Raw genomic sequence first — 15,635 nt, forward strand, 5'->3', positions numbered from 1 at the left:
TATGGATTTCCTCTTGGAGGATGCATTCGCTTCCTGCACGCTCTGCCCCAGGCGCTGCGGCGCTGCACGCGCAGCCGGCAAGGCAGGGCTCTGCGGCGCCACGGCAGATCTCAGGATCGCACGCGCCGCACTCCATTTCTGGGAGGAGCCGCCGATATCGGGAGAGGCGGGGTCGGGTGCCATCTTCTTCACTGGCTGCCCTCTGCGCTGCATCTTCTGCCAGAACCACAACATCTCGCAGGAAGGCTTCGGCCACAAGATTACGGTCAGGCGCTTGGCAAAGATCATGCTCGAGCTCCAGGACCAGGGAGCCCTGAACATCAATCTCGTGACGCCTTTCCACTATGCACCCTATGTGCATGAGGCGCTCCTGCTTGCAAAGGATGCCGGCCTCACGCTCCCGATTGTCGCGAACACGTCGGGCTACGAGCTGCCAGAGCTCGTCGATGCCTTTGCAGACGATATCGATATCTGGCTTACGGACTATAAGTACGCATCAGCAGAGCTTTCTGGCAAGCTCTCTGGGGCCAAGGACTACCCGGCTGTGGCCCATGAAGCGCTCAGGCATATGCATGATGCGCTCATGGCAAAAGGCGGAAGGATTGAGGACGCAGACGGACGGATGCTCCAGGGCATCATCGTCCGACACCTTGTACTGCCGTCGCACGCCGATGACTCCTGCCATGTGCTTGACCGCGTCTGGGAGCTCTGCGGCAACGATGTCGACATCTCTGTCATGAACCAGTACACGGCAAACGAGCGCTGCCGGAAGATGGGCGGCCCTCTTGCAGGCGCTGTCACGGATGCGGAGTATGAAAAGGTGCTTGACCATTCGGACGAGCTCGGCTTCGAGCGCCTCTGGTGGCAGCAGGGCGGCACGGTCTCGGAGAGCTTTGTGCCTGCCTTCGATGCAACCGGCGTGGAAGGCCCGGAGCTCTGATGGAAGAGCGCCGTTGAGGGAATAAGCACATCAAGGCAATGCAGATATCTACCAATAGATTGGTGAAGGCAATGGATGAGAACAAGGGCACGGAGCTCACAGATGATGAGAGGCGCGAGCTCGAGGAGCTGAGGGCCGAGAAGGCAAAGCGCCAGGAAGCTGCCAAGGCAGCACAGGAGCGCGCCGAGCTCGAGCACCTGAGGTCCGAGAAGGCCGTGGCCGCAAAGGAGCAGGAAGAGATCAGGCACGAGCAGGCACAGCGCGAGCGCGGACGCAAGCTCATGGAGCCCGACGACGACCTCAAGATGCCGCTCGGCCAGAAGATCACGATTGTAGCTGTCGTCGGCCTCGCGATCATCTTTATTCTTGTCAACATCTTCTCCCACTAGTTGCGCGTTGCTGAGGGGATATGCAGGAAAAGTGGTACCCTTTACCTGCTTGCATATCAGGCTGACAGTACAGGGGGGTCTTCCTTTATGTCGCTGACCGATAGGACGAAGCCGACTGACGTCGCGCTCAACACCGATCTCTATGAGCTCACGATGGCTCAGGGATTCTGGGAGTCGGGACTTGCCGATACCCAGGCATGCTTCAATGTCTTCTTCCGCGAGAATCCGTTCGGAGGTGGCTACGCCGTTGCCTGCGGCATGGGCCAGATTGCAGACCTCGTCGAGAACTTCGTGTTCGACGATGATGCGCTTTCCTATCTCGGATCTCTTCCGGCACCGGGCGGCGGCAAGATGTTCAAGCAGGGCTTCATCGACTATCTCAGGGACTTCCGTCTCCATGTGAGCGTGTGGGCAGTTCCAGAAGGCGACATCGTCTTCCCGCGCGAGCCTATGGTCAGGGTCGAGGGACCGATCATCGACTGCCAGCTCATGGAGACAGCGCTTCTGAACCTCGTGAACTTCCAGACGCTCGTGGCCACGAAGACTGCCCGCGTCGTCCAGTCTGCCCAGGGACATCCTGTGTCTGACTTCGGCCTCCGCCGTGCCCAGGGTCCTGACGGCGGCCTTGCGGTCGCCCGTGCCTCCTATGTGGGCGGCGCCTCCTCGACCTCGAATGTCCTTGCCGGCAAGATCTACGGCATCCCCGTCTTCGGCACCCATGCCCACTCCTGGGTCATGGCATTCCCGTCCGAGCTTGAGGCCTTCCGTGCCTTCGCGAAGTCGAGCCCGAAGAACTGCGTCCTTCTTGTCGATACCTACGACGTGAAGAAGGGCATCCAGAACGCGATCACGGTTGCGAAGGAGATGGAGGCAAAGGGCGAGCGCCTCGCTGCCATCCGCATCGATTCCGGCGACCTTGCAAAGCTCTCGAAGCTTGCACGCAAGGAGTTTGATGAGGCAGGGCTTCCATATGTGAAGATCTCCGTCTCGAACGACCTCGACGAATACACGATCCAGTCGCTCTTCGCGCAGGGAGCGCCGCTCGATTCCTTCGGCGTCGGCACGAAGCTTGCCACCTGCGACCCGCAGCCGTCTCTGGGCGGTGTCTACAAGCTCTCTGCCACGAAGGCGCAGGGTGCCGACAAGTGGACCCCTGTCATCAAGCTATCCGAGATGAGCTACAAGCGCACGATTCCGGGCATCCAGCATATCCTTCGCTTCACCGATGCTGAGGGCGTGCCGGTGGGCGACATGATCGTCGACGACTCCGTCGCACGGGATACGACCTCGACCATCGTCGATATCATGGATTCCGACTACACCTATGATGTCTCCGGCTATGAGTCCCATGAGCTCCTCGTCCAGCTTGTGGAGGATGGCAGGCGCTTCGGCGAGCAGCAGACGCTCGAGCAGTCGAAGCACCGCTGCCGCGAGGCCCTCATGCACCTCGATCCGGCCGTCAAGCGTTTCCTGAACCCCCAGTTCTATCCGGTGGGCATGGAGCCAGGCCTCGCCAAGCTCAGGAGTGACCTTGCCCGCGAGGAGCGCGCCGGCTCTGGCCGCCATACGCTTGCCTAAGGCTGCATATTTCACGTAAAGTGGCGATGCCACCCTGCTCAGATGGGCAGGGTGGTATCTTTTCTTCTGTTGCATACAAGGGGCGCACATGCGCCTATATCAGAAAAGGAGCTGTCGGAGATGCCCGAGAACCTCGATCAGCTGGTGCGTGCCGCTATCAGCGCGGCTCAGGAGCAGGGAGACCTTCCTGCATTCGAAGTGGGAGATGTGGGCCTCGAGCGTCCGAACGATACGTCCCACGGCGACTGGACCTCGACCGTGGCTCTGCGCTCTGCAAAGCTTGCCCACATGAAGCCGCGCGATATCGCCTCTGCCATCGCGAAGCATATCGAGGGCTCGAAGGAGATCGACAAGGTCGAGATCGCCGGCCCCGGCTTCATCAACTTCTATCTCTCGACCGGTGCGAACAACGAGATCTTCCGCACGGTCATCGAACAGGGTGCCGACTTCGGCAAGTCCGATGTGGGACATGGCCAGAAGGTCCAGGTCGAATTCGTGTCTGCAAACCCCACCGGCCCCATGCATGTGGGCCATGGCCGCTGGGTTGCACTCGGAGACTCGCTCTGCCGCGTCCTCGAGCACACGAACTACCAGGTCGAGCGCGAGTATTACATCAACGATCACGGCTCCCAGATGGACGTGTTCGGCCGCTCTGTCTCGAAGCGCTATCTCCAGCTCTTCGAGATCATGGAGAAGGACTCCTGCGGCCTCGATGGCGCTGCCGAGGCGCTCTTCGCCGACCGTGCCCGCTATGTGGAAGACGAAGAGGATGAAGCCCCTGAGACCCATCCTTACATGGATGAATTCAATACCGATCTCGGCGGCAATGCCTATGGCGGAGACTACATCATCGAGCTTGCGCGCAGGTTCGCAGAGACCGACGGCGACCGCTGGGTCGAGGCAGAGGCAGATGCTCGTGTGGCAGAGTTCCGCGAGCGCGGCTACAAGGCAATGCTCGAGACGATCCGCCAGACCTGCCATGATGCCCGCTGCGACTTCGATGTCTGGTTCAGCGAGCGCAGCCTCTATGAGAAGGACGAGACCGGCACGAATGCCGTCGAGCGTGCCTTTGCTGCACTTGACAAGCGCGGCTATCTCTACCGCACGGACGACGGTGCCCTCTGGTTCCGCTCGACCGAGTTCGGCGACGATAAGGACCGTGTCCTCGTGAAGACGAACGGCGAGTACACCTACTTCGCCTCTGACATCGCCTACCACTGGAACAAGTTCCAGCGCGTCGACCATGTGATCGATATCTGGGGTGCAGACCACCACGGCTACATTGCCCGCGTGAATGCCGCCTGCGAGGCACTGGGATATCCGGGCGAGTTCGAGGTGCTCCTGGGCCAGCTCGTGAACCTGCTCAGGAATGGCCAGGCCATCCGCCTCTCGAAGCGCAAGGGTGTCATGGTCACGTTCCGCGAGCTTCTGGACGAGGTCGGCGCTGATGCCGTGCGCTATACGCTCATCTCCAAGAGCTCGAACCAGACAATCGACTTCGATATCGAGGCCGTGAAGAGGAAGAGCAACGACAACCCGGTCTACTACGTGCAGTATGCACATGCCCGCATCTGCTCGATCCTCAGGCGTGCTGCAGGCCTCGAGCTCGAAGAGGCCGAGCCTCTTGGCATGGACGCCGTGGCAGAGCGCTCGATCGGTACCGACTACGACCTCTCGCTCCTGTCCGACCCGGCCGAGCTTGCGCTTTCCCGCAAGCTCTCCGAGTTTCCGGAGCTCGTGGCAGGATGCGCGCGCGACAGGGCGCCGTTCCGCCTCACGCACTACGCCGAGGAGCTTGCAGGAGACTTCCACGCGTTCTACGGCGTCTGCCAGGTGCTTCCGAGCGAGGGACGTCCGGTCGATCCTGAGCTCTCGCGTGCCCGCCTTGCAGCCTGCGATGCGGTGAGACGCGTCCTTGCCCTCACGCTTTCCCTCATCGGCGTGAGCGCACCGACCCACATGTAGCAGCTGCATCAGGCAGCTTCTCTGCGCACCCTTTCCTTTGCAGGGGAGGGTGCGCTTTTGTTTCAGGAAGATGTGCGAATCGATTAAAAGCTTAATACGTATAGGTTCCGACGCTCCGAGCGTCTGCGGTGCATCCATATACTGTTTTCATGCAGCAAATGAATTCCGGGAATCCGGAAGCCAGGATGTTTGGAGGCACTTCTTGGAGCTCAAGGAATACATAGCTCTCAGGAGGGCCTACAGCCTGGAGAGGAGAGCGAGCACTCAGGCGCCGAGGCTCACTTTCGAGGAATTTGCCGTTCTCTGCCACCTGCGCAGTGCAGGCGAGCACATAAGGACATCCGATATCGCCACCTACCAGAGCTCGCTTAGGCCGACGATGACGCACAGGATGAACCATCTCGTGAAGCTCGGCTTCGTGAGCAGAGCTTTTGGCCTCGAGGACCGCCGCAATGTATGGTGTGCGCTGACCGATGAAGGGGCTGCATTCGTGGAGGAGCGCGCAGAGGCGATGAGGCACCAGATCATAGCCGATGCCCCGTCAAGGCGTCTCTCGAAGGACCGCATCGTGCGGCTGGTCGAGGCGATGGGCACGCATGCCTTCCATGCAGGCGACCTCATGATTCTGGGCCTTTCCGGGATGCCTGAGGAAGAGGCCACGATATCAGATCTCGTGAAGCTCCTGGGGCTTCTCCAGCCGACCGTATCGATGTCGATAGCGGCGCTCGAAGAGCATGGCTACGTCATCCGCCGCCAAGGAACGCGCGATACGCGCTCTGTCACGGTCGCGCTCACCGAGGAAGGGAAGAGCCGTGCCCATGAGCTCGAAGAAGAGGTTCAGAAGATGGTTCCTGCACGCTCCCGTGTATCCTGAGCACCCTGAAATGCTCAAGAGAGCGCCTTTTGATGCGTTCTGTGTCCCCTCGGTGGCAAAAATGGCTGCATTTCTTCGTTTTTGAGCGGCAGCAGACATGCTTGTGTTATAGTCACGTTGTTTCGGCACGCCTATGCGTGCATCCATACCTCAAAAGCAGCTGGCATCACATAGAAGGCTTCTGCCCTTGCTGCGGTGCTGCAGCTACCCCGACATGCAAACGCAGCTCATACATCCCGGCATGGCAGGGGATTCATACATATCTGCTCCTATGAGCGAGAAAGCAGGAACATTTTGTCGGACGACATGAACGAGGGCGGAGCCTCGGTACCCGAGGTGTCTGCTCAGCCGGTCCCAGGCGAGAACGAGGAAGCGCCGAAGCCGAAGCGCCGCCGCACGACGCGCAGGAAGAAGGATGCAGAGGATGCATCCGCAGTCGCAAATGTGTCTGCAGAATCTGCAGAGCAGGCAGAAAAGCCTGTTCGCAGGCGCCGTACACGCAAGAAGGCAGCAGAGGCTGAAAGTGCAGAGGCACCTGCAGCCGAGGCTCCGAAGGCAGAGGCCGCAGCAGAAGAGGCACCGAAGCCGCAGCGCCGCCGTCGCACAAGGAAGCAGGCAAGCGCTGAAGCTGCACCTGCCGAGCCTGCACCTTCTGAGACTGCTCCCCAGGAGCCTGCCGTGCATGCAGAGCATGAGAGCGCAGAGGCACCTGCAGAGCATGAGCAGCGCCGAGAGCATGAAGGCCGCGCGGAGCATGCAGAAGAGGCTGCTCCGGCTGCAGAGAAGCAGGAGCACGAGGCTGAGCCTGCAGCCGAGTCCTCCTCCGAGCAGCAGGAAGGCAGCGCTTCCGAGCACGAGCATGAGCACGAGGAGCGTGGCCGTGGCCGCAGGAGGCAGAACCGCCGCTTCGAGCGCAACGGGTCCGAGCATCAGGGTGGCCAGAACGGCGAGCGCAACGGCGAGCGACAGGAGCATGGCCGCTTCAACCAGCGCAATGACCGCTTCAATCAGCGCAACAGCCGCCAGAATGGCCAGAACCGCCGCCGCAACAACAGGCGCCAGGAGGTTCCGGAGCCGAGCCTCACGCGCGACGAGCTCAAGGAGATGAAGGTTGCCGAGCTCAGGAGCAAGGCAGCAGAGCTCGGCGTCGAGTATGTGGGCCTGCGCAAGGCCGATCTTGTCGAGAGCATCTTCGAGGCAGCAGCGAAGGCCGAGGGCTTCCGCCCCGTCACGGGCATCCTCGAGATTCAGCCCGAAGGCTATGGCTTCATCCGCACCGGCAACTACATGCAGGGCGACAACGATGCCTTCGTCTTCCAGCAGATGATCAAGCAGAACGGCCTCAGGACCGGCGACGAGGTCTCAGGCACCGTGGGTCCGAACCGCAACAACTCGAAATTCCCGCCCCTCATCTCCATCGACACTGTTGACGGCATGACCGTCGAGGAGCTCAGGCACCGTCCGCGCTTCCGCGACCTCACGCCTATCTATCCGAACGAGTGCCTCAAGATGGAGCATGGCAAGGACTCGATTACAGGCCGTGCCATCGATATCGTGTCTCCCATCGGCAAGGGCCAGCGAGGACTTATCGTCTCGCCGCCGAAGGCAGGCAAGACGACCGTGCTCAAGAAGGTCTGCGAATCCATTGCAGCCAACAATCCCGAAGTGCATCTGATCTGCCTGCTCGTCGACGAGCGTCCTGAGGAAGTCACGGACATGCAGCGTTCCATCAAGGGCGAGGTCGTCGCCTCGACCTTCGATATGCCTGCTTCTAACCATACAGCGGTCTCCGAGCTTGTCATCGAGCGCGCCAAGCGTCTCGTGGAGCTTGGCCAGGATGTCGTGGTCGTGCTCGACTCCATCACCCGTCTTGCCCGTGCCTACAACCTTGCAATGCCGGCAAGCGGACGCATCCTTTCCGGTGGCGTCGATTCTGCCGCCCTCTATCCGCCGAAGAAGTTTTTGGGCGCTGCCCGAAACATCGAGAATGGCGGCTCGCTCACGATTCTTGCCTCCGCCCTCGTCGATACGGGCTCCAAGATGGATGAGGTCATCTTCGAGGAGTTCAAGGGCACCGGCAACATGGAGCTCAAGCTCGACCGCGAGCTTGCGGACAAGCGCATCTTCCCGGCCATCGATCCGGTTGCATCCGGCACGAGGAACGAGGAGCTTCTGATCGATCCGGAGCTCCAGCCGTTCGTCTGGGGCATCCGCCGCATCCTGGCGAACATGAACAACACGGAACGTGCCGAGATGGCGCTCGTGAAGAGCCTCAAGGCCACCTCGTCGAACGAGGAGTTCCTGATTCGTTCCGCGAAGAAGGCTGCACAGAGCGAATACGTGGACGCGCTGTAAGGCCGAAGAGAGAACTGCCAGAGGGACCGTGCCGGAAGGTGCGGTCCCTCTTGCTTTGAAGAGCCAGCGCACCGAGGCAACAAAAAAGGCCTGCAGCATAATCTGCAGGCCTGAACATTCATGGTGGAGAATAGGGGATTCGAACCCCTGACCTCGTGACTGCCAGTCACGCGCTCTCCCAACTGAGCTAATTCCCCTTGGGCGAAAGATACTATAGCAGAAGAGATGCGATTCTCGCGCGAGAATATGCAAGTTGCCAGAAAAGGCATTCTGGCGCCCGTCTGCTCTGGATAGCTCGGTGCACGCGTATCGCTTTTCGAAATTCAATTCATGGTCTGCCTTGCATCAGGCGCTGCAACCGGTAAAGTAGGTGTAGCTGGTACGGGCCAGTGTCCGTACGGCGACGGCACATACACTCGATACGCAGCAGACCGTTGCCTTCCGCACGCAGGGCCTCCCAAAGACGAGGGATCCCGGGAGCCGAGGCAGCTCTTCGCTCAATGTCCTAGGTGCAGGCGCACCAGGGAGGTTATGCAGATGAAGCCAAAGAGGGTCAATCCTTGCGTCTATGCAGGGCTCATGGGGCCGGCCATGTGGGCCGTTCCCCAGACAGCATTCGCACAGACCGCAGGCCAGGACCTGGATCCCCAGACCATGCTTGTTCCGTTTGCAGCCGGTCTCGGCTGCGGCATAGCGCTTGCTGGCACCGTCTCTGCGATTGCCTGGCATCGCTCGAAGAAGCAGCTCGAGGCAGAGTCCATTGCCCGTGCCGAGGATGCCTGGTTCGGTACCGAGGAGAGCCCTTCCTACGTGCCGCAGCATCTGCGCGCTCCCGGCGAGGAGGCGCATCCCTTCCTCGAGGAGGAAGAGCAGGATGCTGGCCGCACGCTCGAGCTCGACCGCGAGGAAGAGAAGAAGCAGGAGCGCGTCGCGACAGAAGGACCGCGTCTGCGCTCCGTGCCGACGATTCCGGCTGTGGATGCAGACGACGAGCCGAAGCCGCCGACACCGCCTTCAAGGCCGCGTGTATCACCGTCTGAGACGGCATCGGTCTCCACGACGATGACGGGAGGCTTCCCGGTACAGACAGCCGAGAGCATGCCTTACAGCAGCATAGCATCGCGCATCCCTGACATTGCAGCATCTGCCAGCCCGGACGAGACGACGGTCTTCCTCCAGGAAGTGCAGAAGAAGGAAGCGTCCAGGAAGAATGCCCGTACGGCCCAGCCTGGTGCAGGAGCGCATGAGACTGAAGACTACGGCGATATCGCAGAGAACTATGTCCAGCGCCTGAACTGGGCAGAGCGCATGAGCAAGCGTGCCCGTGGCGTGCGTTCGGTCCTCTCAGAGCGTCTTGCGAAGGACTCGATGGACGATCTTCCCGTCATCACCCGTGCCGATGGCACGGTCGGCGATGTGGGCACCGACTGGTGGGAGCGCGAGCACGGCAAGGACATCTCGCGCGACCTCTCGATTCCTATATCTGATGACTACTCGGTTGTCCAGCCGACCATCGACGATATGCCGTTCGCTGCGAGCGTGACCTCCTCCCAGAGGAGCTTTGCAGCAGAGGATATCGCAGCTGCCACGACGCGACCGCGCCCTGACCGCTCCGAGATCTCCTCGCGCATCGCAGAGATCGACTCCGGTCTCTATCCCGAGAAGGAGAAGGACGGGGAAGACAAGGACGCAATGTGGAAGGCTGCGCTCGATGCGCTCGCCGAGAACGATACCGATGCCCCGCAGGCAGGCTTCACGCCGGTCGTGGCAGCTCCTGCCGGGCTCGACGACGATGAGGTGTTCGATGAGCCGACAGCATCTCTTGCACCGCAGGTGCCGGATGCTCCTTCGCCCATCGACACGGAGTCCTATGTCGACTACCTGATCAGCGACGAGATGTCGAAGAATCCGTCATATGCAAGGACCTCGCGCGACTACCTCAAGGTGATCGAGGGTGGCAGCCAGAAGAAGGATGATTCGTCCGCCAAGGCAAAGAAGCGTTCCACGAAGCTCAAGCATCTGAAGCCACGCGGGAACAGGGGCCGCTCGGCCAATGAAGCATAGCGTGCTGGAAGACATCAAGAGGCGGCGGGGAGCTTTCCTCGCCGTCTTTCTCTGGGTCCTCTTCATCTGGGGCCACTCGCTTGTCCAGGGAGGGGCCTCGCAGGCAGAAAGCGGCGTCTTCGTGACGCTCGTGCGTCCGTTCCTCGAAGCAATCGGTGTGAGAGATTCTACGACCCAATCATTCATCGTCCGCAAGTGCGGACATTTCTCCGAATATCTCGTGCTCGGCCTTCTCGTGCATAATGCTGCACGTCCGGACTGGTCGCATATGACCACGCGTCTTGTGGCGATGCTTCTCTTCATCGTCTGTGTGCCATCGCTCGACGAGACGATCCAGGTCTTCGTGCCGGGCCGCTCGAGTGCCGTGCGCGATGTCTTCATCGACCTCGCCGGGGCTGCGACAGGCCTTCTGATTGCGGCGCTCTTCTTCCGCCATAGAGCGAAGAAGGCGCACAGCTGAGCTGAACGCCTTCTGCATTCCATCTATAGCGCAGGAGCTTCTGAGGGCCTGTCTGAGCCTTATGTCTCGAGGTAGCGGGCTCCTTGTCCGCTAGCAGAGCAGATACGGATCCAGAAGCCTTCTGCGGAGCCTCTGACAGCGTCCACGACGTCGTGCGCTGCCGAGTCTGAGCCGCAGATCGCAAGCATCGTCGAGCCAGAGCCGGAGATCACGAACGCGGAGGCGCCTGCCTCAAGCGCACGCTCGCGCAGAAGCGCATAGTCGGGGATGAGCTTTGCACGGTATGGCTCATGGAGCTTGTCCTGTGCCGCCTTGGCAAGAAGGTCCATGTCTCCACACTCGAGCGCGCGGACGAGGGCGACGATGCGGCCCATCTGCCAGACGCAGGTCGAGAGCTCCACCTCGTGGGGCAGCACGCGCCTCGCATCTGCCGTCCTCACCTCGTAGGGAGGGGCGATTGCGACGAAGCGGAGCTTGTCTGCAACGGGGAAGTGGAGAGATACCGTGTCCTTGCCGTCGACAAAGCTCGAGACAAGGCCTCCGAGGATGGCAGGAGCCACATTGTCCGGGTGACCTTCGAGATGCGTTGCCAGATCGAGCGTGAACCGCTCGTCGTAGGGCCTGTCGGCAAGCGCCTGTGCAGCCAGGATGCCGGCAACGACGCAGGCAGAGCTCGATCCCAGGCCCCCTGAGAGCGGGATGGGGGATTCGATCGTGAGACGCAGCGGCACCGGCTCGAGACCGAGCCTTCTGGTAGCGCCGCGGTAGCTTGCGAGCACGAGGTTGTCATCGCCCCGGAAGCGCTCCTCGCAGCCCAAGATCTCGAGATGGTCCGACTTCTCGAAGCCGAAGCGTGCCTCGAGATCGAGGGCAAGCCCCAGGCAGTCAAAGCCGACGCCGACATTGGCAGATGTGGCAGGAACGCCCACCCATACGCTGTCTGCCATGCTAGCTCCTCGCAAAGATCTTGAGAGAGGCATCCTCGACGACGGCACCCATGCCCTCGATGTCGCAGACGCCCGTGTGGAGCTTCTCGGAGAAGCGAAGCGATGAGAGCTGCACGGGCGCTACCGTGTGTGTCGCAGCCTCGAGCGCGTCCATGCAGGCAAAGTCGTTCATGCCTTCGGTCGGCTCGCCGAGCGCCTGGAGCACGTCGGAGCAGAACTTGTAGGGGCTTGCTGTCGAGAGGCAGACACGCTCAGTGCCATCCTTGGGGATGCGGTCGAGCACGCACTTCGCAACTGCGGTGTGCGTATCGATCAGGACCTGGTCCTTCTCATAGGTGCTCTTGATCGTGGCACGGGTCTCGGCATCCGTTGCAAAGCCAGCACGGAACGTCTCCTGGATGCGTGCAAGGATTTCCGGCTTCACGGTATAGAGGCCCTTTTCATTGAGGTCGTTCATGAGGGAAGCGATGTAGTCGCAGTCGCCGTCCGACAGGTAGTAGAGCAGGCGCTCGAGGTTCGAGGACACGAGGATGTCCATCGAAGGGGAGATCGTCTTCACGAAGTCGCGGCGGCGGTCATAGGTGCCGGTCTCGATGAAGTCGGTCAGGACCTTGTTCGTGTTCGAGGCGACGATGAGGTGGCGTACGGGAAGGCCAAGCTGCTTTGCGAACCAGCCAGCCAGGACATCGCCGAAGTTTCCGGTCGGGACGCAGAAGTCGATCGCGTCGCCTTCCTTGAGGGCGCCTCTGCGCACAAGCTGGGCATAGGCATCGAAGTAGTAGGTGACCTGCGGGACAAGGCGGCCGACATTGATCGAGTTCGCGCTCGAGAGCACGATATTCTTCTTCGCCAGGCGCTCCTTGAGGGACGTGTCGGAGAAGATGCGCTTCACGCCGGTCTGGGCATCATCGAACGTGCCGCGGATGCCCGAGACGCAGACATTGGCGCCCTTCTGGCAGACCATCTGGAGATACTGGATGTCCGAGACCTTCCCATCAGGATAGAAGACCGTGACGCCGCAGCCTGGCACATCGGCAAAGCCTTCAAGGGCAGCCTTTCCGGTATCGCCCGAGGTGGCGGTCACAATCATGACATTGCGGCCATCTCCTTCGCGCGCGACGCTCATGAGCTGCGGAAGCATCTGGAGCGCGACATCCTTGAAGGCGCAGGTCGGTCCATGGAAGAGCTCGAGGAGCCAGTCAGCTCCCAGCTCGGTCACCGGCGTCACGGCTGCTGTATCGAACTTCTTGCCATATGCGTTCTCGACGCACTGCGAAAGCTCCTCTTCCGTGTAGTCGGTGAGGAGGGCGCCAAGCACCTTCTTCGCATTTTCGTGGTAGGTGCCAGCCACCATAACGGAGAGCGAAATCTTGTTCTTGCCAAGCTCATCGGAGACATAGAGGCCTCCATCTGGGGCAAGACCTTGAAGGATTGCTTGCTTGCTTGTTACGGTTTGCGCACAGCTGCGTGTACTGTGGTAGAAAGTGTTCACCATTTGATTGCCCCTTGCGTCTGGGTTTTACGGGCGCTTGTGGTCCATGATAGCGGTGTTCATCAGGAAGACGGGCTTCCGTCACACGTTGGAAAGATTGGATGATATATGAACGTAGCCCTGCTTGGCCACGGTACGGTCGGTCGTGGCGTTGTCCAGATCATCGAAAGCTCGGTACCCACCCTCAAGGTCACGCGCATCCTCGAGCTGCCGGACCGCTGCACGGAACCGCGCATGACTTCGAACTTCGATGATATCGCGAACGACCCTGAAATAACTGCCGTCGTCGAGTGCATGGGCGGCCTCGAGCCGGCACATACCTATATCCTGCGTGCCCTCGATGCTGGCAAGTCTGTCGTCACGTCCAACAAGGCAGTCGTCGCAGCCTACTTCCAGGAGTTCGCCGAGCATGCCGCAAAGAGCGGTGCCCGCCTCTTCATCGAGGCTACCTGCGGCGGTGGCATTCCCTGGATCGCCTCTATCCTGAAGGCGAAGCGCATCGACAAGATCTCTGCCATCTCCGGCATCATGAACGGCACGACGAACTACATCATCGAGAAGATGCGCGATGACGCGGTCGACTTCGATGTCGCTCTTGCCGAGGCACAGCGCCTGGGATATGCCGAGCGCGACCCCACGGCCGACATCGACGGCATCGACGTGAAGAACAAGACGATCATCGGCACGTCGGTTGCCTTCGGCTGTGCCTGCCAGAAGGACATTCCTACAACCGGCATCAGGAACTTGAAGATTGCGGACCTCACGTTCCTCGAGAGCAGGGGATACGTCGTGAAGCTTCTCGGCCGCGCGACTCAGCAGGATGGCCGCTACGCCGCAGCAGTCGAGCCGGTCTGCATGCCGCTGCGCACGCTCGAGGCGGATGTCCCCTCGAACTTCAACCTCGTGACGCTCGACGGTGCGACGATCGGCACGCTCAAGTTCTATGGCCAGGGTGCAGGAAGCCTGCCGACTGGCAACGCAATTGTCCAGGATCTCCTCGACTGCGCCGAGGGCGCCGAGCCCACCTACCGGTTCGACGAGCCGCTTGCCTGGGATCCTGCCCTTCTCAAGGGCAGCTACCTTCTGCGCACGAAGGCAGATGCGCCGGAAGGTGCCAAGCCCTATCTCGAGGGCTACTGGCGCCTCGACGGCCTGAATGTCGAGGCCGCCCGTGCGCTCTATGAGAAGCAGCTTGAAAAAGACCCTGCTGCCTTCATGGCAGCATTCCCGCAGGAGGCATAACGTGCTCAAGGTTGCAAAATTCGGCGGCTCCAGCGTCGCTTCGGCAGACCAGTTCAGGAAGGTCAAGAGCATCGTCGAGGCAGACCCTGCCCGCCAGTTCATCGTCGTCTCTGCAGCAGGACGCCGCTCGAAGGACGACGACAAGGTTACCGACCTGCTCTATCTCGTCTGCGCACATGTGAAGTACCACGTGGATGCAACGCCTCTCATGGAGCAGATCAAGGCCCGCTTCGTCGAGATCGCACGCGAGCTCGGCCTTGCCTATCCGATCGAGGAGGAGTTCGACGAGTTCGAGGCTCATGTGACCGAGTATTCGCCTGAGTACATCGTCTCACGTGGCGAGTACTTCACGGGCCAGCTCATGGCTGAATACCTTGGCCTTCCTTTCGTCGATGCTGCTGACGTCATGCGCTTCCACCGCAATGGCAAAGTGAGCATGACAAAGGCGACGCACAACATCCACGAGATGGCAAAGAAGATAGGCCCGTTCCTGATTCCGGGCTTCTATGGTGCGACGCCCGAAGGCGAGATTCGCCTCTTCGACCGCGGCGGCGGCGACATCACCGGCGCTATCGTCGCGCGTGCCATAGGCGTCGACCTCTATGAGAACTGGACCGATGTGTCAGGGTTCCTGTCCTGCGACCCGCGCATTGTCGAGCATCCCCGCCCCATCCACCGCATCACGTTCGACGAGATGCGCGAGCTCTCCTACATGGGAGCTTCGGTCCTCCACGAGGAGGCGATATTCCCGGTACGTGAGGTCGGCATCCCTATTGCAATCAAGAATACGAACGACCCGCATGCCGAGGGCACCATCATCTCCGAGGAAGCGACGGATGACTCTGTCGAGCACCTGATCACAGGCATCGCTGGCAAGAAGGACTTCCTCTGCGTCTACGTGAAGCAGAACCATATGTCGACGGCTGTGGGCGTGCTTCGCCGCGTGCTCTCCATCTTCGAGCGCTACGGCGTCTCGATAGAGCATGTGCCGACCGGCATCGACTCCTTCGGCGTCGTCGTGAATGCAGCCGATGTGCATGACTGCCTCTACTCGATTGTGGGCGACATCCAGGAAGAGGTCCAGCCGGATGAGGTCCGTGTCATCGATGGCCTGGCTCTCATCACGGTCGTCGGCCGCAACATGTCGAAGCGCGTCGGCACCTCGGGCCGCATCTTCTCCACGCTCGGCGAGAACGGCATCAACATCCGCCTGATCACGCAGAGCTCTCAGGAGATCAACATCATCTTCGGCGTGGACAACGCCGAATTCGAACGGGCAATACGTACCATCTACCTGGCATTCGCTGACGAGATGGTGGAATAGGAGCA

General features: G+C 60.7%; 12 protein-coding genes and 1 tRNA gene. 10 read left to right on the plus strand and 3 right to left on the minus strand.

What is annotated here, in order from left to right; genetic code table 11:
• The first annotated feature begins 1 nt into the window (after position 1).
• The 6 genes from ABVS03_RS00785 (at position 2) to rho (ending at position 8,101) form a co-directional block, all read left to right on the plus strand.
• Positions 2-940 carry a radical SAM protein gene (locus ABVS03_RS00785; protein ID WP_368017610.1) on the plus strand — a complete coding sequence of 313 codons (939 nt, stop codon included), beginning with the start codon at positions 2-4 and terminating at the stop codon, positions 938-940.
• Between the two features lie 71 nt (positions 941-1,011).
• Complete coding sequence (locus ABVS03_RS00790; RefSeq protein ID WP_368017611.1) at positions 1,012-1,329, plus strand: hypothetical protein; 318 nt, start codon at positions 1,012-1,014, stop codon at positions 1,327-1,329.
• Between the two features lie 87 nt (positions 1,330-1,416).
• The gene (locus ABVS03_RS00795) at positions 1,417-2,907 is read left to right on the plus strand and encodes a nicotinate phosphoribosyltransferase (protein ID WP_368017612.1); all 1,491 of its coding nucleotides are present in this window, start codon (positions 1,417-1,419) and stop codon (positions 2,905-2,907) included.
• 120 nt (positions 2,908-3,027) lie between these two features.
• The gene (gene argS / locus ABVS03_RS00800) at positions 3,028-4,872 is read left to right on the plus strand and encodes an arginine--tRNA ligase (protein WP_368017613.1); all 1,845 of its coding nucleotides are present in this window, start codon (positions 3,028-3,030) and stop codon (positions 4,870-4,872) included.
• Positions 4,873-5,074: 202 nt separating this feature from the next.
• A complete protein-coding gene (locus ABVS03_RS00805) occupies positions 5,075-5,746 on the plus strand; it encodes a MarR family transcriptional regulator (RefSeq protein WP_368017614.1) in 672 nt (223 codons plus the stop codon).
• A gap of 306 nt (positions 5,747-6,052) precedes the next feature.
• The gene (gene rho, locus ABVS03_RS00810; protein WP_368017657.1) at positions 6,053-8,101 is read left to right on the plus strand and encodes a transcription termination factor Rho; all 2,049 of its coding nucleotides are present in this window, start codon (positions 6,053-6,055) and stop codon (positions 8,099-8,101) included.
• Between the two features lie 121 nt (positions 8,102-8,222).
• On the opposite strand, the gene ABVS03_RS00815 is transcribed toward rho, so the two are convergent.
• Positions 8,223-8,298 (minus strand) — tRNA-Ala (locus ABVS03_RS00815).
• A gap of 340 nt (positions 8,299-8,638) precedes the next feature.
• Between ABVS03_RS00815 and ABVS03_RS00820 the strand changes: the two genes are divergently transcribed.
• Entirely contained in the window at positions 8,639-10,165 is a 1,527-nt protein-coding gene (locus tag ABVS03_RS00820; RefSeq protein WP_368017615.1) for a hypothetical protein, read from the plus strand.
• A 1-nt stretch (position 10,166) separates the two neighbouring features.
• Positions 10,167-10,625 carry a VanZ family protein gene (locus ABVS03_RS00825; protein WP_368017616.1) on the plus strand — a complete coding sequence of 153 codons (459 nt, stop codon included), beginning with the start codon at positions 10,167-10,169 and terminating at the stop codon, positions 10,623-10,625.
• A 59-nt stretch (positions 10,626-10,684) separates the two neighbouring features.
• On the opposite strand, the gene thrB is transcribed toward ABVS03_RS00825, so the two are convergent.
• Together thrB and thrC are read right to left on the minus strand one after the other, a co-directional pair.
• On the minus strand, positions 10,685-11,572 hold the full coding sequence (gene thrB, locus ABVS03_RS00830) for a homoserine kinase (RefSeq protein ID WP_368017617.1): 888 nt from the start codon (positions 11,570-11,572) through the stop codon (positions 10,685-10,687).
• 1 nt (position 11,573) lies between these two features.
• Positions 11,574-13,067, minus strand: a complete 1,494-nt coding sequence (thrC, locus tag ABVS03_RS00835; RefSeq protein ID WP_368017618.1) for a threonine synthase — start codon at positions 13,065-13,067, stop codon at positions 11,574-11,576.
• Between the two features lie 105 nt (positions 13,068-13,172).
• On the opposite strand from thrC, the gene ABVS03_RS00840 reads away from it, so the two are divergent.
• Positions 13,173-14,306 carry a homoserine dehydrogenase gene (locus tag ABVS03_RS00840; protein WP_368017619.1) on the plus strand — a complete coding sequence of 378 codons (1,134 nt, stop codon included), beginning with the start codon at positions 13,173-13,175 and terminating at the stop codon, positions 14,304-14,306.
• 1 nt (position 14,307) lies between these two features.
• Positions 14,308-15,630 (plus strand): aspartate kinase, encoded by a 1,323-nt coding sequence (locus ABVS03_RS00845; protein ID WP_330971125.1) that lies wholly within the window; start codon positions 14,308-14,310, stop codon positions 15,628-15,630.
• Positions 15,631-15,635: the final 5 nt, after the last annotated feature.

This window comes from Olsenella sp. AGMB03486, from assembly GCF_040884255.1.
In the GTDB taxonomy this organism is placed as follows: domain Bacteria; phylum Actinomycetota; class Coriobacteriia; order Coriobacteriales; family Atopobiaceae; genus Olsenella_L; species Olsenella_L kribbiana.